The organism is Dermacoccus barathri (genome assembly GCF_015070805.1).
GTDB lineage: Bacteria > Actinomycetota > Actinomycetes > Actinomycetales > Dermatophilaceae > Dermacoccus > Dermacoccus abyssi.
Genome location: NZ_JADCTK010000005.1, coordinates 126,593 through 148,840 on the forward strand (window position 1 = coordinate 126,593; position 22,248 = coordinate 148,840).

The window sequence follows — 22,248 nt, forward strand, 5'->3', positions numbered from 1 at the left end:
GCCGCGCCCGAGCGCCTCAGGGCGCTGGGTCGATCTCGGTGCGGTTGGGCAGGGTGTCCGACTGCCCAACCGCACCGAGCTCTGCCCAAGGAGGCTCCGCACCCGAGCCGCGTGGAGTCACGTTGTCGGTGGCCGGTGTCATGCTCGATTCATGAAGACACCAGGGGGCGGGCACACCACCAACTACGCCGACACACTCATCACGGTCGCGCCAGACACCCGCGCCGTGGCGGGCTCGCACCCGCCCACCGGCAAGGGCAGCGTGGCCGAGCGTCAGTTCGCGCTGCTCCATGGGCACGACTACGAGCTGACGAGCGACGACGTTCTGTTCACCGTGAGCGCCGATCGCAGCGGCGTCCCGGACGACGAGCGTCACGCCGCACGCGAGGCTTTCTTCCTTACGGGCCAACCGTGCCTGCGCACGTCACCGCTGGCGAAGACGTACGGGTGGGGTTTCCACTTCGACGCCGACAGCCGGGTCGCGCTCGTGGCCGTCGACTCGCCCCGTTACGCCGAACTCGTCGAGGACGACGCCGTGACCAAGCACCCGGCCATGAAGTCGCGCCGTTGAGCGGATTTCGAGCGCTCTCTGAAGCACCTCAGAGCTTCAAGGGGTGAGGAACCCCACCCCTCCCGTCTTGGGTGAACCGCACATCGGTGACAAGGTGGAAGGCGAATCCGTTGCGGCAGTGCTTTCTTCACCTTGCCTACGGGCCCGCTATGGGGGCTGCCGTGACCTGTTGACGACAAGGAGGTCACATGGCGAACTCATCCGACGCTCCGCCAGAGAGCGAAGCATCACAGGGCGCGTCCGCGTTCGACGAACACGCGTCCACTTACTCGTCCACCCTGCAGAGTTCCTTCCCTGAACTCGACGTCGAGGTGCGCGACTCGGCCAAGCCGATCGCCCCGCACCTGCAGATCGCGGAGGAGGACGACGACGAGACCATCACCGAGAAGCTGAAGCTCCAGGGAGTTCGCCTCGGCAAGGGAATGGTTTCCCCGCGGGTCTTCTGGCCGGCGCTCATCGTCATCCTCGCGGTCGCCGTGGTCGGCATCGCCGCCCCGGAATCGACGAGTGACGTCCTCGTCGACATGCAGTCGTGGATCGTCACCAACTTCGGTTGGTACTACATGCTTGCGATCGGCTTCTTCATCGCCTTCACGGCGTTCGTGGGCTTCAGCAAGTACGGCACCATCCGTCTCGGCCGCGACGGGGAAGACCCTGAGTTCGGGCTCCTGTCGTGGTTTGCGATGCTCTTCGCCGCCGGCATGGGCATCGGCCTCGTCTTCTACGGCGTCGGCGAACCGCTCACCTACGCGACGAGCGACCCGAAGCCCGGCTGGGAGGGCAGCGAGACGGAGAAGGCGCAACTCGCCATGGCGCAGACCTTCCTCCACTGGGGTCTGCACCCGTGGGCGGTCTACGCCGTCATCGGTCTCGCGCTCGCGTACGCCATCCACCGCCGTGGTCGCCCGATCTCGATCCGCTGGGCCCTCGAGCCCCTCTTCGGCGATCGGGTCAAGGGCTGGCTCGGCGACCTCGTCGACGTCCTCGCCATCTTCGGCACCGTCTTCGGTGTCGCCACGTCGCTCGGTCTCGGCGTGCAGCAGATCGCGTCGGGCATGAAGTCGATCGGCATCGTCGACAACACCGACAACGCCGTGCTCGTTACGCTCATCGTCGTCATCACGTTCCTGTCGACGCTCTCGTGCGTCTCGGGTCTCGGCAAGGGCATCAAGTACCTGTCGAACATCAACCTGAGCTTCGCGGGCCTGCTGCTCATCTCCATCCTGCTGCTCGGCCCGACGCTGTTCCTCTTCCAGAACTTCGTCGAGTCGCTCGGTGTCTACCTCGCCAACGTGCTGAACATGACGTTCGACGTCGGTGCTTACACGGGTGAGAAGGGCGCCACCTGGAACGCGAGCTGGACGATCTTCTACTGGGGCTGGTGGATCTCGTGGGCACCCTTCGTCGGTGTCTTCATCGCGCGCATCTCGCGCGGTCGCACGATCCGCGAGTTCATCGCGGGCACGCTGTTCGTGCCGACGATCGTCGGGTTCCTGTGGTTCTCCGTGCTCGGTGGCACGGGCCTCGACCGTGAGCTCTTCGGCAAGGGCGGTCTCGTCGACCCGAAGGAGGGCGTGGACGCCTCGACGGTGCTGTTCACCGTGCTCGAGGACCTGCCGCTCGGTTCGGTGCTGTCGATCCTCGCCATCGCACTGGTGGCGGTCTTCTTCATCACCTCCTCCGACTCGGGTTCGCTCGTCGTCGACATGCTGGCCTCCGGCGGTCACCCCAACCCGCCGACCTGGTCGCGTGTGCTGTGGGCCGTGCTCGAGGGTGCGCTCGCCATCGGTCTGCTCCTCGCGGGCGGTCTGAGCGGGCTGCAGTCCGCGGCGATCGCCACGGCGCTGCCGTTCAGCGCGGTGCTCATCCTCATGTGCTTCGCCACGCTGCGAGCGCTGCGTGCGGACCTGGCGCTGCGCCGTCGTGACGAGACGGCCGAGCGCATCCGAGCGCTGCAACAGGAGTTCCAGGAGAGCTTCGACCAGCACTTTGGCCGCCACGTCGAGCCGCGCATCGACTACCGCATCTCGCGGACGACGTCACCGCGCGGCGGCGGACGCGGCGTCCCGACGTCGCCTCCTCCCGAGGCCGACTGACGCTGCGGCACGCGAACGGCGGGCCACCCTCACGAGGGGTGGCCCGCCGTTCGTTGTGGGCGGCCGGATCGAACCCGCGTCAGCGCAGGTCGCGCGGGAGCTGTTCGAGCATGCGCAACCACAGCTCCGACGCCGTCGGGTAGCTCGGCACGGCGTGACGCAGCACGCTGACAGGCACCTCGCCGACGATGGCGATCGTCGCGGCGTGGAGCAGTTCAGCCGCGTCCGGGCCGACGAACGTGGCGCCCATGACGACGCCGCGACGGCGGTCGACGACGATCTTCGCGCGCCCGTCGGCATCGTCACGCAGCAGCGACGTTCCGGCGGCGGTGCCGAAGCCCACCTCGGAGGTGACGACGGCGTCGTCGCCCAGCGCGGAGCGCGCCTCGGCCTCGCTCTGGCCGACGGAGGCGACCTGTGGGTCGGTGAAGACCACCTGCGGCACCGGCACGTTCGCGGGAGCGGGAGCCTCGTCGGCACCCGCGAGCTTCGAGCCGAGCACGCGCGCCTCGTACTTGCCCATGTGGGTGAGCGGGGCGCCGGGGCCGGCGTCGCCGACGGCGTGCAGCCACTCGGGCAAGGTGCCGCTTCGCACGTCGTCGGCGGACAGACCGAGCGCGTCGAGGCCGACGTCGGCGAGGTTGGGGCGGCGTCCGGTCGCGACGAGAACCTCGTCAGCGGTGAACGTGCCCGACGCGGACGTCGTCACCGTCACCTCGCCGCCGTGGATGCGCCCCAGGCCCGTGCCGTCCGCGTGCTCACGCACCGCGGAGGTGACGTCGGCGCCGAGGACGACGGCGATGCCCGCCTTCTCGAGGGCGGAGCGCACGATGTCGCCCGCGAACGGTTCGTTCTTCTCGAGCAGTGCCGGGCCGCGCACGAGCATGCGCACCTGCGAACCGAGGGCCGCCATCCACGTGGCCGCTTCGACGGCGATGACGCCGCCACCGACGACGAGGAGCCGCTCGGGCACCTCGACGACGCCCGTCGCGTCACGCGAACCCCAGGGGCTCACGCCGTCGAAGACGGGCGGAACGACCGGCACCGAGCCGGTCGCGAGCACGACAGCGCGCTCGGCCGTGACGGTGCGCGTGCCGTCGGGGCCGCTGACCTCGACGCGCCTCTCCCCGACGATGCGGCCGTGGCCGCGCACGAGCGTGATGTCGGCGCCGTCGGCCCACTCCACCTGGCCGGAGTCGTCGTAGTGCGACACCCACGTGTCGCGGCGGGCGAGGAGCTCCTTCGGCTGGACGGCAGCGTCTTCGACGCCGGGCAGGTGCGCCGTCGTGTGGGCCACGTCGATGGGGCGCAGGAGCGCCTTGCTCGGCATGCACGCGTAGTACGAGCACTCGCCGCCGAGCAGTTCGCCCTCGACGAGCGCGGCGCTCAGGCCACCCTCGACGGCGTACTGGGCGACATTCTCACCCACCGGCCCGCCGCCGATGACGACGACGTCGGCGTTGAGTTCGTCAGTGTCAGTCATCCGGGTCAGTCCTTCGCAGTGGTGGCGGGGGCGTCGTAGACGAGCTCGACGTACTCGCGGTGACGACCGATCCAGCCCTTGATGAACGGGCACAGCGGCAGCACCCTGCGGGTGCCCTCGTCACGCACGTCGTCGAGCGCGAAACGGGCGATCTGCGAGCCGACGCCCTTGCCCTCGTAAGCCGGGTCGACCTCGGTGTGGGTGAACACGGCGAGCTCGTCGGTGAGCTGGTACTCGGCGAAACCGGCCAGCGCGTCACCGTCCCACGCCTCGTAGCGGTTGGCTTCGGTGTTGTGCTTCATGGTCAGGTCGGACATGGCGATCTCCTCGGGGGATCTGGGTGCGTCGGGACGGTCGGATCGGAGGCGGGGTCAGCCGCCGATACGGCCGCGACGATTGCGCGGGCGCAGGTGGACAGGCGGGATGGGCGGTGCCGGAATGCGGTCGGTCTTGCCGGTGTAGCCCTCGACGTGGCCGAAGCGCGGGTCCCCGGCCTCGTACTGTTCACGGGCTTCGACAATCTCCTCGTGGCTGCGGCCGACGAAGTTCCACCACATGACGATCTCCTCCTCGAACGGCTCGCCGCCGAGCAGAACGAGACGGGCGGGGAACTGGCCGATCGAGAAGTGCAGCTGCGAGCGGCCCGGGTCGAGGCACGCGAGGTCGCCGCGCTTGAGCTGCGTCCCCTCGAACGTCACGTCGCCGGAGTCGACGAGGACGGCGTGCTCGAACGACGAGTCGACGTCGAGGGTGAGTTCGGTGCCCCCCTCGAGGCGCAGCTCTGCGCCGAGCAACGGCTTGTACGTCGTCACGGGCGAGCGATCGACGCCGGGCAGCTCACCGAGGAAGACGAGCGCGACGCCGGCGAAGCCACCGTCGTCACCGGTGAGGTCGACGTCGTCCGGGGCGTGGTGCTCGAACGCGCGTGCCGTCTCGCGGTCGGCGTCCGGCAGCGCAACCCACAGCTGGACGCCGTGCAGTGTGTCGGTCTCCGGCGTCGAGACCTCCGAGTGGGCGATGCCGTGACCGCTCGTCATGAGGTTCATCTCGCCGGGGCGCACCATGCCGTGCACGCCGCCGGTGTCGCGGTGCTCGATCTCGCCGTCGAACAGCCACGAGACCGTCTGCAGGCCGGTGTGCGGGTGCGGCGGCACGTCCATGCCGTCGCGTTCGAGGTCGCGCACGGGCTCGGGGCCGTAGTGGTCGACGAAGCACCACGCGCCGACGAAGGAGCGATCCTTGTGCGGAAGGGTGCGGCGCACCTCGAGCGATCGCATGCCGCCGAGGGGCACCTGACGGGCCTCGAGTACCTGGACGTCGTTCATGCGAACCTTCGTTTCTCCTCGCGGTGCGTCGTCCTGGCGGACGGCGCGACGGGCACGTTCGGTGCAACGACTCGCGGCGCCTACCCCTTCCCGCACCCCGCTCGGGGCGCGTCGCGGACACGAGCGTGCATCTGAAACGTATGACGCCGTCGGCGCCCCGGCAACGTCGGTCAGCGTCTCGGGGGCCGACGGCCGTTAGGTTGGGCCCGTCCCTCGAACGATTCGGCCAGGCCGCCCACGATGCGGTGCGGTGAGAAGGAGTCCGACATGAGCGGTGGCAACCCGGAGCGCCCCTACATCGACAAGGTTCAGCCCCTCACGCACGCGGCGATGATCGAGGCCGCGAAGAGCTCGCGCGCCGCGTCGAAGGAGGCCGGCCTCGACGTCGGGCTCATCGAGCTCGTCAACACGCGCGTCTCGCAGATCAATGGCTGCGTGACGTGCCTGAGCGTCCACGTGCCCGCCGCCCGCGACGCCGGCGTCGACCCGCTCAAGATCGACCTGCTGCCCGCGTGGCGTGACGCCGACCTCTACACCGAGGTCGAGCGCGTGGCGTTGGAACTGGCCGAGGCCCTCACCAACCCGCGCGAACTCGATCTGCGCGCGGCCATCGCTGACGCGTCGGACGTCATGTCGACGGAGGCGCTCGCGGCCCTCGAGTGGGCCATCGTGCTCATCAACGCGTTCAACCGCGTGTCGATCGCAAGCGCGCACCCGCCGCGCCGCCGCCGCTGATCTCGACGACGATCGTGGCGAGTGCCGCCACGCCGAACGCGACGAGGGAGGCGCTCAGCCACGTCGGTGCGCTGAGGCCGATGGCCTCGCCGATGGAACGCCACATGTCCGACCACGCGCCGAGCGTGCCGGGCGCGACGAGCTCGTAGGCGACGAACCCGGCTGCCCAGGCGACGAGCATGAGCGGACGCGAGGGTGCGTCGACCGCGGTGTTCCAGCGGTGACGCCCGCCGAACAGGTAGTAGTCGACGAGGAAGACGCCGAGCAGCGGTACGAACACCGAGCCGATGAGGGCGAGGAAGTGCGCGAAGCCGTAGATGTCGACGGCGAGGGCGAGCACCGTCGAGGTGACGCCGAGCGCGATTGCGATGAGGCGACGGTCGAGGCGCGGCGCGATGTTCTGCAGGGACACCGTCGTCGAGTAGACGTCGACGAAGCACTGGTCGATCTCGCGCAGCGTCAGCACGAGGAAGCACAGCGAGCCGCCCGCGACGCCGAGGAAGATCGAGAACACGGCGTCGCCGTTGCCGCCGGCCAGCAGCAGGGTGATGATGCCGATCGAGTAGACCGCGATCTGGGTGACGCAGTAGCCGAGGTAGCTGCCGAGCACCGCGGCGCGGTGGGACGTCGAGTGGCGCGCGTAGTCGCCGGCGACCGGCACCCACGAGACGGACAGCGCGATGATCGCGTCGACGGCCACCATCCAGCCGCCCCAACCGTGCCCGGCGTGGGCCGGCACGTCGCGGGTGAGCAGCTGCGAGGCGAGATAGATGAGCGTGACGATGACCGCCACCGTCACGTACTTGCGCAGCACCTTGACCCAACGCAGCGGGTAGAGCGCGAGCAGCGTCGTTACGGCGCCGATGACGACGACGATCGGCCAGCGCGGCAGCTCGGGCCACAGGGTGCGGGCGGCCATCGTCGTCGTGACGATCTCGAACGTGCCCCAGCCGAGGAGCTGGATCATGTTGAACACCGTCGGCACGTACGACAGGCGGCCGCCGAACAGGCCGCGCAGCATGACCATGGCGGGCTGACCCTGCTGCGACGACGCGAGGGCCATCGCGGAGACGCCGGCCGTGCCGACGAGGGTGCCGACGACGAGCGCGAGCACGGCCTGCCCCATCCCCATGCCGGGCTCGCCCAGGGGCTGCAGGACGACGATGGCGCCCGCGAACGCGAGCAGGCTCATGCCGAGGTTGCCCCACATACCGAGCTGGTCGAGCAGGCCGAGGTTGCGCGGGGCCGGCCCGCCCTCGAGGGTCGTGGGCACGTCGTGGAGGTCGTCCACGTCGGGGGTGCGTCGGGCGGCCGTGCCCTCGTTCTGCGTAGCGGCGCTCGCGGTACTCACTGGCGTGCTTCCCTCCTGCCGGGCTGCGCCGGGGGAGGCGGCTCGCGCGGGTCGTCGATGCGCCGGATGACGCATCGGCAGACTATCGGCGCGAAAGTGCCATAAATTTCGTTTGGCACGGACGTGCCACGGCGGGTTGGGGACACGTGCCGGGTGGGTGGACCGATTCTGTAGACGTTCGGCGTCACATCCGACGCCGAACGTCTACAGAATCCGGCATTCGCCGCGCTTCAGCGGCCTTCTACGTGCAGGGGAGTGTTCGCTGGGTCGACGACCTCGGCCTTGAGCGGCGGCGGGGGAGGCGTGCCGCCGTCGCCCCACGTGTTGGCCTCGAGGTGGTCGCGTCCGTGCGGGGTGAGCCAGCCGTCCAACGCCGGACCCTTCGGGACGATGCCCGCCGGGTTCACGTCGGTGTGGACGATGTAGTAGCGCTCCTTGATCTGCACGAAGTCGTTCGTCACGACCTCGCCGGTGCGCTCGTCGACGATGGCGGGCACCGTGATGCCGCGCTCGGAGTTCGGGAAGCGCTTGTTGTAGGCGTCGCGCAGGAAGTGGATGCCGAGCACGGGGTCGACGCCGCCCGGGTCGAGGTCGAAGGTCCAGCTGCGTTCGTCGTGGGTCGGGCCGGCCATGGCGACGGAGATGACGTCGTCGAGGCCGTAGAGGCGGCGCGCGATGAGCGCACGGTTCGCCCACGGGCAGGCACGTGCCGCGGCGAGACGGTAGCGGTGCGCCCCCACCGGGTAGCCGTCCTCGCCGTCGCGGGTGATGCGGGTCTGGATGTAGTTGGTGTCGCGCTTGTAGGCGCCGCTCTTGTCGGCCATGAGTCCCCACCTCTCATCGGATTGCCCTTCGACCGTAGCGCCCTGTGCGCCGCCGCGAACAGTCGCAGGCGTGTGGATCAGGAGAGCGTGAGGAAGAGCTTCTCGAGCGTCTTGGCGTTCTCCTCGCTGACGGAACCCTCCTCGGCGAGGCACTGCTGCAGCCCCGAGGAGAGGATGGCGAAGCCGGCCCTGTCGAGGGCGCGACTCGTCGCGGCGAGTTGCGTGACGACGTCCTGGCACTCGGCGCCACTCTCGATGAGTCGGATGACACCGCCGAGCTGACCCTGAGCCCGCTTGAGGCGGTTGAGCACGGGCGTCATGTCATCGGGTGAGAGCTGCATGGCAAGCCTTTCGGTTCGGTGGTCGCGGGGCCTCGGTGGTGCCCGAGGGAGACGGTGCCGCCCCGGCGACGCAGAGTGTCAGCATACGGGGTGGGGTATCGAATGTCACTCCCGTCAACGTCGGGTGCTCCCCGGATCATCCGTAGCGGAATCCGCGGAAATTCGGGCGAAGTCACCCCGCTTGATACGGGTGGGGGTATCTGTGATCTACTGGAGCCAGATACCCCAGGGGGTATCAATCGAAGCGAGACGCGGCCCGGTGGTCGCGCGGAAGGAGGGCACGATGGTTGCCATCGTCCCGATCGACACGCCGTCACTCGGCGACCGCTCCTACTTGGCCCACGACGGCGAGGTCGCCCTCGTCGTCGACCCGCAACGCGACGTCGACCGCGTCCTCGCGGTGGCGGAGCGCGAAGGGGTGCGCATCACGCATGTCTTCGAGACGCACATCCACAACGACTACGTCACCGGGGGCCGGGCGCTCGCGAACGAGACCGGCGCTACGTACCACGTCAACGCGGACGACGAGGTCTCGTTCGAGCGCGTCGGCGTGCGTGACGGTGATGTCGTCACCGTCGGCAGCATGAGCGTCACCGTCCTCGCGACACCAGGCCACACCTTCACCCACCTGTCGTACGCCCTCGTCGGCGACGAGGGCACGATCGGCGTCTTCTCCGGCGGATCGCTGACGTTCGGCTCGACCGGGCGCCCCGACCTGCTCGGCGAGGAGAACACCGACGCACTCGTCCACCACCAGTACGACTCCGTCCAGCGCCTCGCCTCCGAACTGCCCGACGAGGCGCAGGTGCTTCCGACACACGGTTTTGGCAGCTTCTGTTCCGCGACGCAGTCCGACGCCGATTGCTCGACCATCGGCACCGAGAAACGCACCAACCCGGCCCTGACGAAGAGCGAGGACGAGTGGGTCGAGGAGATCCTCGCCGGCCTGTCCGAGTGGCCCGCGTACTACGCGCACATGGGGCCGGCGAACGCCGACGCTCCGCAGGACGCCCCTGATCTCACCCTGCCCGCCACCGTCGACAAGGATGAGATCCGTGCCTCCCTCGAAGCCGGGGAGTGGGTCGTCGACCTGCGCAATCGCGAGGCGTACGCCAAGGGGCACGTCGGCCGCACGGTCAACTTCGGCGTCGACGGCCAGTTCGCCACGTACCTCGGCTGGATCATGCCCTGGGGCGCCTCGCTCACACTGCTCGGGGACAGCCCCGAGCAGGTCGCCGAAGCGCAGCGCGAACTCGTGCGCATCGGCATCGAGCGCCTCCGAGGGCAGGCCACGGGCGCTCCGCAGGAGTGGACCGACGAGGCGCTCCAGTCGTTCGAGCGCGCCACGTTCGCCGACCTCGCTCAGGTGCGTCACCACCGCGAAGTGACCGTCCTCGACGTGCGACGCGCCGACGAGTTCGGCCCGTCCCACATCGACGGCGCCGTCAACGTGCCGCTTCACGACGTGCTCGAGCGCCTCGACGAGATTCCTTCCGGCGAACTGTGGGTGCACTGCGCAGGTGGCTACCGCGCCTCGATCGCGGCCTCCCTCCTCGCAGCTGCGGGCCACCACGTGGTCGCCGTCGATGACAGCTTCGCGAATGCAGCCGAGACGGGCCTGAGCCTGGTGGCAGGCTGATCCTCGTGCTCATCGCTCTTGTCGCTGGGGTGGTCGTCGGGCTTCTCATCGGTGGCCTCGGCGGAGGTGGCGCCGTCCTCACCCTCCCGGTGCTCGTGTACGCGGTGGGCAAGGATCCGCACGAGGCGACGACGGCGTCGCTCGTCATCGTCGGTGTGAGCTCCCTCGTCGGTCTCGTGCCGCACCATCGTCGCGGCGCCGTGCAGTGGGGCCAGGGCCTGACGTTCGGTGTGCTGGGCGTCGGCGGCGCCTACCTCGGCACCCGCGCAGCGGCCGGGGTGGACGGCAACCTCCTGCTCGCGATGTTCGCCGGCTTGCTCGTCGTCGTCGCGGCACTCATGATCCGCAAGGCGCTCGTGGGTTCCGCAGACGTCGAGGGTCGGCCACGCGACGTGCTTCACTCCGACGACGAGGGCAGGCGTGACGTCGGCGGAATCGTGAAGCTCGTCGTGACGGCGACCGGGGTAGGGTTGCTCACCGGCTTCTTCGGCGTCGGTGGTGGATTCGCCATCGTCCCGGCTCTGACTCTGGTTCTCGGCTACGGCATGCCGTTTGCCGTCGGTACGTCGCTGCTCGTCGTCACGATCAACAGCGTCAGTTCGTTTCTCTTCCACTCCTCCGGTGGGAGCGTCATCGATTGGTCGATCGTGACGCCCTTCCTCGCCATGGCCGTCGCGGGTGCGCTCGTCGGTGGCCGACTCATGACGAAGATCCCGAAACGTACCCTGCAACTCGGGTTCGCGTCCTTCCTCCTCCTCGTCTCGTTCTACACGGCGTGGCGCAGCATTCCTCACCTGTTCTGATCAACCTCTCGAAGGAGAACCCCCATGACCATCACGCCCCGTATCGACGCCGCCGGCCTCGCCTCGGCGAACTCGGATGACCTGCTCTTGCTCGACGTGCGAACGCCTGCCGAGTACGGAACCGCCCACATCCCCGGCTCGATCAACGTGCCGGTCGATCTGCTCGACGCGAACGCCGCCGTCATCGGTGGTCGTATCGACAGGGACGCCGTGCTCATTTGCCGTGCCGGGCCGCGCGCCGAGCGCGCTCAGCGAGCACTCGCCGGTGTCGGTGTCACCCGCACGTCGGTGCTCGAGGGTGGCTTCGAGGCGTGGCGTGACGCCGGCCAGGACGTCGAGTACGGCGAGGCACGCTGGGATCTCGAGCGGCAGGTGCGCCTCGTGGCGGGTTCCCTCGTCGCCACGGGTGTGCTGGCGAGCACGCTCGTGCCGAAGGCGAAATGGCTGTCGGGCGCGGTCGGCGGGGGTCTCGTCTTCGCGGCCCTGTCGAACACCTGCGCCATGGGCAACCTGTTGTCGAAGCTGCCCTACAACCAGGGTGCCGGCGCGCCGTCGGTGCGCCAGGTGACGGCTCAGCTGCGTTGAGGGCGGGCCACTCGCTCGTCCCGCTACCGTGTGGCGCATGAGTGACGCGCCCTCCGGACTGACCCGTGTTGCCGTCGTCGGCGGCGGAATCGCGGGCCTGACGTTGGCCGCGGCGCTCGACCCGGCGCGCTTCGACGTCACCCTCGTCGAGGCCCAACCCGAGCGGACGACGGGTGCCGCGCTCGGCCTGTGGCCCGGCGCTCGCCGCACGCTCGCGCGCCTCGGTATCGCACTTCCCGCGCCGACGAAGGCCGACCACGGCGGCCTCTACCGCCTCGACGGCGCCCGCGTCGCGACGGTCCGCGGCCCGGATCTCGCCATGGTGATGCGCCCGGCCCTCATGGATGCGCTCGCTGCGGCTGTGCCCGGAAGCGTTCGTCGCGTGATGGCCGAGGTCACCGATCCGAGCACCCTCGACGCCGACCTCGTCGTCGGCGCTGACGGCGTGCGCTCGCGGGTGCGTGGCCTCGTCCAGCCCGGCGCGGCCGAGCGTCGTGAGACGCCCTACGTCACGTTGCGTGGCATCGTGCCCGCCGGCGCTGCGGCCGACAGGTTGCGGCCACTGGTCGGTGAGTACTGGGGCGCCGGAACGCTGTTCGGGCTCGCGCCGGTCGGGGGTGCGCTCTACTGGTTCACCGGACACGTGAGCGACCTCGGCCCGGAGCCGCTCGACGTGACGACCGTAGTCGCCGAGGCGCGCGAGCGCTTCGCGTCGCCTGCCCCGCATCTGCGGGAGGTGCTCGACGCCGCGGGCGATGACACACTCGCGACCCGCCTGTGGGTCACGCCGCCGATGCATCGCTACGTCTCGGGGCGGTACGTCGTCATCGGCGACGCCGCCCACGCCGCTCTGCCGAACCTCGGACGCGGTGCGAGTGACGCCGTCCTCGATGCGGCCTCCCTGGCGCGCACCCTGAACACCAATCGGTCGCTCGCAGCGTGGCAGGCGCGCCGACTGCCCGTCACCCAGGTCGCCCGCACGGTGGCCGGGTGGGGAATGCGGGTTGCCCTGTCGCCCACCCGCGATCTCCTGTGGCGGCGGATCGGCACGAAGTAGGCACCTGCTCCCGTCGTGTGCACCCGGGATGTTTCATGTGGAACCACACACCCCTGCGGGTTGAATCTCATTGGAACTGAATGATTCTCGACCGACCCACTCATCCCCCTCGTGAGAAGTGAGATCACTTCACGAAGGGAGATCCATGACCTACCGCATCGAGAACCCCGCCACCGGCGTCGTCGAGAAGGAGTGCGACTCCACCTCCGACGCCGACGTGCGCGCAGCCGTCGAACGTGCCCACGCAGCTTTCGACACCTGGCGTCGTGAATCGGCTCAGACGCGCGCCGACGCCAGGAAGCGCGTCGCCGATGCCTACGACGAGCGAGCTGACGAACTGGCGCGCACCATCGCGACGGAGATGGGCAGGCCCCTCACAGAAGCCAAGGGCGAGGTCGAGCTGGCCGGCTCGATCTTCCGCTGGTACGGCGAGCACGGCCCCGGCCTGCTCGAGGAGGAGAAGCTCGACATCGGTGACGAGGCGTCGTCCGTCGTCGTGACCGACCCGATCGGTGTGCTCATGGGCGTCATGCCCTGGAACTTCCCGCACTACCAGGTGGCCCGCTTCGCGGCGCCGAACCTCATGCTGGGCAACACGATTCTGCTCAGGCACGCGTCGATCTGCGGCTCGTCCGCTGTGCTCATCGAGGAGATCCTCCACGCCGCCGGGGTGCCCGAGGACGCGTACTTCAACCTCTTCGTCAGCAACGACCAGGTGACGAGCATCGTCGAGGACTCGCGGGTGCGCGGCGTCTCCCTCACGGGAAGTGAGGGCGCCGGAATCGCCGTCGCGGAAACTGCGGCGAAGAACCTCAAGAAGAGCGTGCTCGAACTCGGCGGGTCGGACCCGCTCATCGTCCTCGACGACGTGGATGTCGCAGCGACGGCCGAGGCGGTCGCCAAGGCGCGGATGAGCAACGCCGGGCAGGCGTGCAACTCGCCGAAGCGAATCTTCGTGCCGCAGGCCATGTTCGCCGAGTTCACCGACGTCGTCGTCACGACGGTCGGGGAGCGCAAGGTCGGCGACCCGCTCGACGAAGCCACCGAGATGGGTCCGCTGTCGTCGATCGAGGCGCGTGACGGCGTCGTCGAGCAGGTGCGCAAGGCCGTTTCCGAGGGCACGACGCTGCGTGCCGGCGGTGATGCGCTCGACAAGGACGGCGCATGGATGGCGCCAACCGTGATCACCGGCGTCACGAGCGAGATGGACGCGTACGCCGAGGAGATCTTCGGCCCGGTCGCGATGATCTTCCCGTACAGCTCCGTCGACGAAGCCGTGCGCGTGGCCAACGACTCGTCGTTCGGCCTGTCCGGCTCCGTCTGGGTCAAGGATGTCGAGAAGGCTGAAGAGATCGCTCGGCGCCTCGAGGTCGGCATGACCTACGTCAACGAACACGGCACGACAAAGGCCGGTCTGCCCTTCGGCGGCGTGCGCCGCTCCGGGTACGGGCGCGAGCTCGGACGGTGCGGATTCACCGAATTCGCCAACACGAAGCTCGTCCGAGTCGCCTCCTGATCGAGGGTCTTTCGACGCGCCGGTCGTCGGCGGGGAGACTGGTGGCATGACTGCTGACACGCTCCTCATCGGCGCCGGCGACCTCGGCACCGAGATCGGCCTTCGTCTCGCTGCGGCCGGGCGCGGCGTCGTCGCCGTCCGACGACGGGCAGCACTCGTGCCCGCTCCGCTCGTCGGTGTGGCGGGCGACGTTTCGGACGGACTGCCTGATCTGCCCGCCTTCGACGGTGCTGGTGACGGTCCACGCCTCCTCGTCATCTGCCTCACCGCGGGCGGCCGAAGTGAAGAGCGGTACCGTGCCACCTTCCTCGACGGTGTCGACGCCGTTCTGCGTGACGTCGCAGCACGCGGCTGGGCGCCGGAGAGGGCCCTGTTCGTCTCGTCGACCGGCGCGATGGGGCATGCGCAGAACGGCGACGCGTGGGTCGACGAAACCTCGTCCGACGCGGCGGACACCCCCACGGGCCGCGTGCTCGCCGAGGCCGAGCAGAACTTCCTCGCGGGCCTGCCGGTGGGAACGCGGGGCATCGTCGTGCGCCCCAGCGGTCTCTACGGACCGGGACGCGAGTGGTTCATCGACCAGGTGCGTGCCGGCAACCTCGCCGACCCCGACCGCATGACGAACCGCATCCACCGCGACGACGCCGCGGCGGCCGTCGTCCACCTGCTCACGGTGAGCAGCGAAGCCGACGAGCTGTACCTGCTCACCGACGACGCACCTGCTCCGGCGCGCGAGGTCGCGACGTTTCTCGCGCGCGAACTCGGCGTCGACACCGAGCCGTTCACGGGACACGAGGGCGCAGCGCGCCCCTCGGCCACCCGGCGGCTGAGCAACGCGCGCCTGCGTGGAACGGGCTTCACCCTCACCTACCCGACGTTCCGCGAGGGCTACGCGAGCATCCTCGCCGGTGAGGGCGAGCGTCATCCCTGACTGATCGCCGAACGTGCAGGGTGTGCGTGAAATATCGGGCACAACCTGACCTTTCCCGCATCACCGGGGCGCTCCGCGAAATTCAGGTGACGTCCGCGGTGCGACTGCCCACACTTTGTCCATGACCACCAACGCCGACCTGCTCGCCGTCTACGAGGCCCGCCTGCGCGGTGAGGCCGAGATGGGCAACACCGTCCGACGTCAGCGGATCGGGCCGGTCCACGCCGGCGAGTTCGATTCGCGCGGTACGGGATTCGTCAGCTACTCCAGCCTCGACGGTCTGGGCGGGGAAGTGCTCGACGACCTCATCGCCTCCGTCGTGGCGTACTTCCGACAAGGCACGAACGTCACCGAGTTCGAGTGGAAGACCCGCGGCCACGACGCCCCGGACGACCTGCCCGAGCGCTTGCTGGCTCACGGCTTCGTGGCTGACGAGCTCGAAACGGTCATGCTCGGTTCCGCCTCCACCGTTGCCGACGGCATCAGCGGCTTGGGCCTGAGCAGCGCCGACCACGTCGTCATCCGGGAAGTCGGGACGGGCTCGGCGTCGCGCGAAGCGGATCTCGCGGCCGCGCTCGCGCTGCAGGAAGAAGTGTTCGGTCACCCAGCCGGCTCGCTCGACGACGCGCTGCGCAACCTCGACGCCCAGCCCGAGACAATGAGTTTCTGGGTGGCCGACGCGGGCGGTCGCGTGGTCAGCGCTGGGCGCCTCAGCGTCGTCGAGGGTACGGACGTTGCTGGTATCTGGGGCGGCGTCACCCACCCCGAATGGCGCGGGCATGGCATCTACCGGGCCCTCACAGCGGCGCGGGCACGCTGGGGAATCGAACGAGGAGTGCGCTACCTGCACAGTGACTCGACGGAGTTCTCGCGCCCCATCCTCGAGCGCAGCGGCCTACAGGCGGTCACGACGACGACGCCGTACATCTGGACTCGCTGATTCTCGCAAGCGGCACGCGAAAGGGAGGGTGTGCGTGAGATTCACGCACACCCTCCCTCTCGTTGTCAGCCACACACGCGATGTGGTTCGCGCCGGATGGTTCCCCTCATCCCAGTCAGCTGACGGTGTGGATCAGAAGACGCGTCGACGCGTTCCACCGATCGGCACGAGGTTGAGGATGAGGCCCACGACGATGAGGACGAGGCCGATGGTCCACAGGATCGACATCTTCGCGATGAGGCCGATGATGAGCAGGATGAGTCCGAGGGTGATCATGGCTGAAACCTTTCCGAGAAACGGATATCAGCTCGACGTTACGTGGTTGACGTAATAGTCACCTACACCCATAAGGGTGCTTATTTGCGTGGGCGATTCTTGCGTAACAGGGCGGCACTGAACAGCATCGTGGCGCCAAGGGTCGCTCCGAGAAGAATTCCCATGAGGACGACGCGGTTGAACATGCCGATGGGGGTGGGCGCGCCCAGGAAGTACCACGTGCCCGTGGTGAAGTAGATGTACGTCTTGTACGCGATGGCGAAGAGGATCCACGGGGAGGCCAGGATTCCGGTGGCGGCCAGCACCGAGGCGCCTGCGTTGCGCAGGGTCGCCTCTACGCGCACGACCGGGGTGGTCGATGCGCGTCGCTGGGCCAGCTGGGTCTTCATGAACTCAGAATAATAAGAGACCGTCTGGTTCCTACTTTTCACGTCCCTAAGTTCGAGTTATGCGAGTTCCACTCGGCGGAGAAATGGTGAGTCAGACGACCGTCTTTTAAATTGTCGCGCCTGCGCCAGACGACGAAAATTCGTCGGCCTAAGCTGCGCGCGCCCTCACCGCACGACGTCGAACTCCGCGAGCCGGATGCCGTTGGAGTACGTCTCGGTGTTACGAAGGCGTAGATCCGTTCGACCGATCCCGTCGGCCCACAGCCGTTTACCCGAACCGAGGACGACGGGGAACTCGAGCAGCGTGAACCCGTCGACGAGCCCGGCAGCCAACAGGCTCTGAACGAGGGCCGCCGAACCGTGGACGAGGATCGGGCCGCCGTCGGCCTCCTTGAGCTTTGCGACCTCGTCAAGTGAACGCAGCACGTGGCAGTCGGCCCAGTCGATGTCGGTGACGGCCGCATCGTCCAACGTCCGCGAGACGACGTACTTCGGCATGGCGTTGTACGTGGCGAAGTCGTCCATCGTCGGCCAGACGGGGGCGAACTCCTCGAACGTCACGCGGCCCAGGAGCAGCGCAGAGGCCTCCTCCTGTTCGCGACCCTTGACGGCGTAGGCCTCCGGGACGAACTCGATGTCCTTGAACGTCCAGCCCGCGTGCTCGTACTCACCGTCGCCGGGGGAGTCGACGACGCCGTCGAGGCTGATGAATTCGGTGACGACGATGGGGCGCATGGGGTTCCTCTCGGGCGGGGCGCTCGGCTCCGCCCAAGGCTGCCACGCGCCCGCAAACGCGAAAGGGCAGTGCAATAGGCTGATCGTATGAGCCTCGGGCCGACGACGACGGTGCGCCTTTTGCGCAGCCTGCTCGTTGCCGCCCTCACGGCCTGTAGCGCCGGCATCGCCCACGTCGTCGGGGGCGCCCATGAAGCGCCCGTCGGGCTGCTCGTCCTTCTCGCCGCCGTCGGCACGCCGATCATGTTCACGCTGAGCAGGCGCCGCTGGAGCTTCGCCCAGATCGTCGTTGTCATGGGCCTCGCGCAGGTTCTGCTGCACGCCGTCATGACGATGTCGATGCCGGCCGGGCACCATGTGCAACCGCAACTTGTCGAGGCGGGCGAGGGCTGGACGCAGATGGCGGCCGCTCACATCGTCGCCACCGTGCTCTTCTCGCTGTGCCTCGCGTACGGCGAACGCGCACTCGCGTGGACACTGCGCCGCGTCCTGCCGCAGCTCGTCGTCCCCGCCTGGGGCGAATTCGTCGTCCGCCACACGGCTTTCGACGCCGTCCGAGTGCCTCGTCCGACGTTTGTGCGCAGCCCTCGCGCCTCCCGCGCGCCGCCTGCGGTTTTCGTTCTCTCGCACTGATTTCCACCCCACGCGCCCTCACCGGGACGCGCTACCTGCGCACCCCCGAGTGATCGAGGCGCCGCCGCCTGCGTGCGGCACGAGAAACGAAAGTCCTCACCATGATTCGCTCCACCCTGCCCACCGTTCGCCGAGTCGCCGCCACCGCGCTCATCGCCCCGCTCGCCTTCACGGCCGCAGCCTGTTCGAAGGACGACACTGCGTCGTCGAAGAGCCCCCAGAGCACGTCGTCCGCTTCGTCGAAGGTGACGATGGCGACCTCCCTCAAGGCCTCGGACGGTTGGGCCAAGGCAGCCGAGAGCGGCATGAGCGCCGCTTTCGGCACCTGGAAGAACACGGGTAACGAGCCCGTCGTCATCACCGGCGCGAAGGGCAGCGCCGGGCCCGTCCAACTCCACGTCACGACGAAGACCGCGAACGGCATGGAGATGAAGCAGACGTCGAACTTCACGCTGGCGCCCGGTGGCACCTTGAAGCTCGCCCCTGGTGGCAACCACCTCATGTTCATGAACCTGAGCAAGGCGCTCGCGGCCGGTGACGAGCAGCAGCTCACCATCACGTTCAAGGACGGTTCGAGCACGAAGCTGACGTTCCCCGTGCGGGCCTACGACGGCGCCAAGGAGAAGTACTCCGACGCCGGGTCGGGTGACGCGTCGCCGTCGTCCGGTGCATCGGGCACGTCAGAAATGCCCGGCATGACGCACTCGTCGTCGCACTGATCCCACTCGTCCCGACACGGCCGGGCGCGAGGCTTCACGCCCCGCGCCCGGTCCGGAGGAACCCATGGAAAACTTCTTCGCCGGCCCCTGCCCGGTGACGAGCGACGACGCAACGCCGGCAGTTCGTCCCACGCGACGAGGTGTTGTCGCCGGTGCGCTCTCCGGCCTCGGCGCCTTGGCGCTCACCGGTTGCGAGGCGCAGTCTCGCGGCTCGTCGTCGGCGACATCGGCCCAACGCGCCACCTGGACGGTGGCCTCCGGGCCGCCGCGTCAGAGCGGCGTCACGACGAAGCCCGGCACGCACGCGCACTGGGTCGGGCTCGACCTACCGGACGACGCGACGAAGGACGAACTGCGTCGCGCCCTCGTCGTCCTCGACGATGCGGCGGCGCGCTTCGTCAAGGGCGCGTCACCCCTGCCCGACGTTGCCCACGAACTGGCTCCACGAGCCGGGGACGTGGCGATAGCCGTCGGCCTCGGCCCCCGCGTCTTCGACCTCGACGGCATGCGGGCCGAGGCTCCCGCGTGGCTGAAGCCCATTCCGTCCATGACGATCGACGACTTCGAGAAGCCGTGGAAGCAAACGGATCTCGTCGTCCAGGTCGACACCGACAACCCGGTCACGGTGAGTCACGTCGTCGGCCAGCTCGTCAGCGCACTCAAGGGCACGGCAACCCCGCGTTGGCAGCAACGGGGGTTCGCCGCTGGAGCTCGCCCGAGCGACGGCGGGGTGACGCGAAACCTCTTCGGTCAGCTCGACGGCATGGAGCAGCCGAACGTCGCGGGCGCCGAGGCGGGCCGCGTGTGGAACGCGGCCCAGCCCGGCGCGTCCTGGATGGAGGGGACGACCGGCATGGTCATCCGCCGCATCCGCATGGACGTCGACGTGTGGCAGTCGCTCGACCGCACGGCTCAGGAGAACGCGATCGGCAGGCGCCTGACGAACGGCGCTCCGCTCACGGGGACGAAGGCCACCGATCCGATCGACCTCGAGAAGACCGACGAGCTCGGCCTCACCGTCATTAACCCTGCGGCGCACGTGCCGCGGGCGATGCCGAAGAAGACGGGTGAGCGGATCCTGCGGCGCCCGTACAGCTACGAGGTCGCGCGTGACGACGGCACGAGTGATCGCGGGCTCGTGTTCGTCGCGTTCTGCGCCGACGTGGTCAGACAGTTCGTCCCCATCCAGCAACGGTTGGCCGAAGCCGACCTGCTCAACACCTGGACGACACCGATCGGCTCGGGGGTCTACCTCCTGCCTGCGGCGCCACGTCCGGGCCGCTACCTCGGTCAGGACATCGTCGAGGCCTGACGGCGCGCTTCCCGCCCACCCGCGTGGGCGGGAAGTTCCCCGTATGCCGGGAGCACGGGACGCGCTGGGGCCGCTTTCGCGCGCCGGCGGCGAGCGTCACACGTGCGAGCGGTTGACGCTATCGGTGGCTGGTACTTGACTGATCAGAGCTTTCAGGGTTTTTCCACGCCCCGCCAAGCGTGGGTGCGGCCCGTCGATGCCGAGGAGTACGGATGAAGCTGGCAGAGCAGATCGTCGAGCAGTTGCAGGCCGCAGGGGTGCGCCGCATCTACGGAATCGTGGGCGACAGTCTCAACCCGATCGTCGATGCGGTGCGTCGCACCGGCGGTGCGGCTCGCGGCGGCATCGACTGGATCCACGTTCGTCACGAGGAGGCCGCAGCCTTCGCCGCCAGCGCGGACGCGCAGGTGACAGGTGAACTCGCCGTGTGCGCGGGCTCGTGCGGCCCGGGGAACCTCCACCTCATCAACGGCCTCTACGACGCCAACCGCTCGGGTGCGCCGGTTCTGGCGATCGCCAGCCACATTCCCAGCGCCCAGATCGGTCAGGGCTACTTCCAGGAGACCCACCCCGACCGCCTCTTCACCGAGTGCAGCGTCTACTCCGAACTCGTGAGCACGCCGACGCAGAGCCCGCGCGTCGTGCAGGCCGCCATCCAGCACGCCGTGACGATCGGCGGCGTCGCCGTCGTCACGCTGCCCGGTGACATCGCCGACGAAGAGGCCACGGCCGACATCACGCCCGTCGCCATCCCGACGAAGGGCGTCGTCACGCCGAACGACGACGTCGTGCGTCAGCTCGCGAGCGAGATCAACCGCGCTGAGACCGTGGCGATCTTCGGTGGGGCCGGGTGCGAGGGCGCGCACGCCGAGCTCATGGCGCTCGCGGAGAAGATCAAGGCCCCGATCGGGCACTCGCTGCGCGGCAAGGACTTCATCCAGTACGACAACCCGTTCGACGTGGGTATGACGGGTCTGCTCGGCTACGGAGCCGTCGCCGAGGGCATCGAGGACGCGGACCTCATGATCATGCTCGGCACCGACTTCCCGTACGACCAGTTCCTGCCCGACACACGTACCGTGCAGGTCGACACTCGCCCCGAACACCTCGGACGTCGTACGGCCGTCGATCTGCCGGTGCACGGTGATGTGAGGGCGACGCTCGCCGCCGTTCTGCCGCTCGTCGAGGAGAAGAAGAACTCGAAGTTCCTCGACCGCATGCTTAAGAAGCACGAGAAGCTCATGGACAAGGCCGTCGGCGCCTACACGCGCAAGGTGGAGAAGCACACGCCGATCCACCCGGAGTACGCCGCGTCGGTGCTCGACCGGACGCTCGCCGACGACGCGATCGTCACGGCCGACACCGGCATGTGCAACGTGTGGTCGGCGCGCTACATCCACCCGTCGGGTCGCGGACGGCTCATCTCGTCCGCGCTGCACGGTTCGATGGCCAACGCGCTGCCCCACGCGATCGGCGCTCAGTTCGCCTACCCCGAGCGGCAGGTCGTCTCCATGTCCGGTGACGGGGGGCTGTCGATGCTCATGGGCGACATGCTGACGGCGCACGCGTACGACCTTCCACTCACGGTCGTACTGTTCAACAACTCGACGCTGGGCATGGTCAAGCTCGAGATGCTCGTCGACAAGCTGCCTGACTTCGGTGTCGACGTGCCCGGCACGAACTACGCCGCCATCGCCGAGGCCATGGGCTGGCACGCGGTGCGCGTGGAGGATCCGAAGGACCTCGAGGCGGCCTACGCCGAAGCGTTCGCCCACAAGGGTCCGAGCCTCGTCGACGTGGTCACCGACCCGAGGGCTTTGTCGATCCCGCCGAAGATCACGAGCGACCAGGTGTTCGGTTTCGCGACGGCGATGAGCAAGATCGTCCTCAACGGTGGTGCCGGCGAGGCCGTCGCCATGGGACGCTCGAACCTGCGCAACATTCCCCGAACCTGGTGACGTTCGCGTGAGTCGGCCGCCGACGCTGA

The 22,248-nt window shown here is 68.7% G+C and carries 22 protein-coding genes and 1 pseudogene; 14 read left to right on the forward strand and 9 right to left on the reverse strand.

Annotation, left to right across the window (positions count from 1 at the left end; all coding sequences use genetic code 11):
- Positions 1–151: 151 nt before the first annotated feature.
- Together IM689_RS10795 and IM689_RS10800 are read left to right on the forward strand one after the other, a co-directional pair.
- Positions 152–571, forward strand: coding sequence for a DUF6157 family protein (locus IM689_RS10795; protein WP_193643971.1), 420 nt, complete (start codon positions 152–154; stop codon positions 569–571).
- A 188-nt stretch (positions 572–759) separates the two neighbouring features.
- Positions 760–2,667, forward strand: a complete 1,908-nt coding sequence (locus tag IM689_RS10800) for a BCCT family transporter (protein WP_129665847.1) — start codon at positions 760–762, stop codon at positions 2,665–2,667.
- A gap of 79 nt (positions 2,668–2,746) precedes the next feature.
- Here IM689_RS10800 and IM689_RS10805 read toward each other — a convergent pair whose 3' ends face one another.
- From IM689_RS10805 to IM689_RS10815, 3 genes and pseudogenes are all read right to left on the reverse strand, one after another.
- Entirely contained in the window at positions 2,747–4,150 is a 1,404-nt protein-coding gene (locus tag IM689_RS10805) for a dihydrolipoyl dehydrogenase family protein (protein ID WP_193643972.1), read from the reverse strand.
- A gap of 5 nt (positions 4,151–4,155) precedes the next feature.
- Positions 4,156–4,488: pseudogene (locus IM689_RS10810) on the reverse strand (GNAT family N-acetyltransferase); the annotation flags it as partial.
- Between the two features lie 33 nt (positions 4,489–4,521).
- Entirely contained in the window at positions 4,522–5,475 is a 954-nt protein-coding gene (locus IM689_RS10815; protein WP_193643974.1) for a pirin family protein, read from the reverse strand.
- A gap of 267 nt (positions 5,476–5,742) precedes the next feature.
- Between IM689_RS10815 and IM689_RS10820 the strand changes: the two genes are divergently transcribed.
- Positions 5,743–6,210 (forward strand): carboxymuconolactone decarboxylase family protein, encoded by a 468-nt coding sequence (locus IM689_RS10820; protein ID WP_193643975.1) that lies wholly within the window; start codon positions 5,743–5,745, stop codon positions 6,208–6,210.
- Here IM689_RS10820 and IM689_RS10825 read toward each other — a convergent pair.
- The 3 genes from IM689_RS10825 to IM689_RS10835 all read right to left on the reverse strand — a co-directional run bounded on the left by IM689_RS10825 (position 6,161) and on the right by IM689_RS10835 (position 8,726).
- Positions 6,161–7,561, reverse strand: coding sequence for a purine-cytosine permease family protein (locus IM689_RS10825; RefSeq protein WP_319803862.1), 1,401 nt, complete (start codon positions 7,559–7,561; stop codon positions 6,161–6,163). The genes IM689_RS10820 and IM689_RS10825 overlap by 50 nt on opposite strands.
- 230 nt (positions 7,562–7,791) lie before the next feature.
- Positions 7,792–8,385 carry a glutathione S-transferase family protein gene (locus IM689_RS10830; protein WP_193643977.1) on the reverse strand — a complete coding sequence of 198 codons (594 nt, stop codon included), beginning with the start codon at positions 8,383–8,385 and terminating at the stop codon, positions 7,792–7,794.
- A gap of 77 nt (positions 8,386–8,462) precedes the next feature.
- Complete coding sequence (locus tag IM689_RS10835; protein WP_047310930.1) at positions 8,463–8,726, reverse strand: metal-sensitive transcriptional regulator; 264 nt, start codon at positions 8,724–8,726, stop codon at positions 8,463–8,465.
- Positions 8,727–9,009: 283 nt separating this feature from the next.
- Here IM689_RS10835 and IM689_RS10840 point away from each other — a divergent pair, with 283 nt between their 5' ends.
- From IM689_RS10840 to IM689_RS10870, 7 genes are all read left to right on the forward strand, one after another.
- Positions 9,010–10,365, forward strand: a complete 1,356-nt coding sequence (locus IM689_RS10840) for an MBL fold metallo-hydrolase (protein WP_193643978.1) — start codon at positions 9,010–9,012, stop codon at positions 10,363–10,365.
- A gap of 5 nt (positions 10,366–10,370) precedes the next feature.
- Complete coding sequence (locus tag IM689_RS10845; protein WP_193643979.1) at positions 10,371–11,168, forward strand: sulfite exporter TauE/SafE family protein; 798 nt, start codon at positions 10,371–10,373, stop codon at positions 11,166–11,168.
- A gap of 24 nt (positions 11,169–11,192) precedes the next feature.
- Entirely contained in the window at positions 11,193–11,753 is a 561-nt protein-coding gene (locus IM689_RS10850; RefSeq protein WP_047310932.1) for a rhodanese-like domain-containing protein, read from the forward strand.
- A 37-nt stretch (positions 11,754–11,790) separates the two neighbouring features.
- On the forward strand, positions 11,791–12,810 hold the full coding sequence (locus tag IM689_RS10855) for an FAD-dependent oxidoreductase (RefSeq protein WP_193643980.1): 1,020 nt from the start codon (positions 11,791–11,793) through the stop codon (positions 12,808–12,810).
- 145 nt (positions 12,811–12,955) lie between these two features.
- A complete protein-coding gene (locus IM689_RS10860; RefSeq protein WP_193643981.1) occupies positions 12,956–14,326 on the forward strand; it encodes an NAD-dependent succinate-semialdehyde dehydrogenase in 1,371 nt (456 codons plus the stop codon).
- A 46-nt stretch (positions 14,327–14,372) separates the two neighbouring features.
- On the forward strand, positions 14,373–15,257 hold the full coding sequence (locus IM689_RS10865) for a Rossmann-fold NAD(P)-binding domain-containing protein (protein ID WP_193643982.1): 885 nt from the start codon (positions 14,373–14,375) through the stop codon (positions 15,255–15,257).
- A gap of 121 nt (positions 15,258–15,378) precedes the next feature.
- Positions 15,379–16,197 (forward strand): GNAT family N-acetyltransferase, encoded by an 819-nt coding sequence (locus tag IM689_RS10870; protein ID WP_193643983.1) that lies wholly within the window; start codon positions 15,379–15,381, stop codon positions 16,195–16,197.
- A gap of 132 nt (positions 16,198–16,329) precedes the next feature.
- On the opposite strand, the gene IM689_RS10875 is transcribed toward IM689_RS10870, so the two are convergent.
- From IM689_RS10875 to IM689_RS10885, 3 genes are all read right to left on the reverse strand, one after another.
- Complete coding sequence (locus IM689_RS10875) at positions 16,330–16,473, reverse strand: hypothetical protein (RefSeq protein WP_182434735.1); 144 nt, start codon at positions 16,471–16,473, stop codon at positions 16,330–16,332.
- 80 nt (positions 16,474–16,553) lie between these two features.
- Positions 16,554–16,862 carry a hypothetical protein gene (locus IM689_RS10880; RefSeq protein ID WP_193643984.1) on the reverse strand — a complete coding sequence of 103 codons (309 nt, stop codon included), beginning with the start codon at positions 16,860–16,862 and terminating at the stop codon, positions 16,554–16,556.
- A gap of 165 nt (positions 16,863–17,027) precedes the next feature.
- Positions 17,028–17,597 (reverse strand): dihydrofolate reductase family protein, encoded by a 570-nt coding sequence (locus tag IM689_RS10885; protein ID WP_193643985.1) that lies wholly within the window; start codon positions 17,595–17,597, stop codon positions 17,028–17,030.
- 87 nt (positions 17,598–17,684) lie between these two features.
- Between IM689_RS10885 and IM689_RS10890 the strand changes: the two genes are divergently transcribed.
- The 4 genes from IM689_RS10890 to IM689_RS10905 all read left to right on the forward strand — a co-directional run bounded on the left by IM689_RS10890 (position 17,685) and on the right by IM689_RS10905 (position 22,219).
- Positions 17,685–18,230: a hypothetical protein gene (locus tag IM689_RS10890; protein WP_193643986.1), complete on the forward strand. Its 546-nt coding sequence runs from the start codon at positions 17,685–17,687 to the stop codon at positions 18,228–18,230.
- A 101-nt stretch (positions 18,231–18,331) separates the two neighbouring features.
- The gene (locus IM689_RS10895; RefSeq protein ID WP_193643987.1) at positions 18,332–18,949 is read left to right on the forward strand and encodes a copper chaperone PCu(A)C; all 618 of its coding nucleotides are present in this window, start codon (positions 18,332–18,334) and stop codon (positions 18,947–18,949) included.
- A gap of 64 nt (positions 18,950–19,013) precedes the next feature.
- A complete protein-coding gene (locus IM689_RS10900; protein WP_193643988.1) occupies positions 19,014–20,261 on the forward strand; it encodes a Dyp-type peroxidase in 1,248 nt (415 codons plus the stop codon).
- A gap of 212 nt (positions 20,262–20,473) precedes the next feature.
- Entirely contained in the window at positions 20,474–22,219 is a 1,746-nt protein-coding gene (locus IM689_RS10905; RefSeq protein ID WP_193643989.1) for a pyruvate dehydrogenase, read from the forward strand.
- The last annotated feature ends 29 nt before the right edge of the window (positions 22,220–22,248 follow it).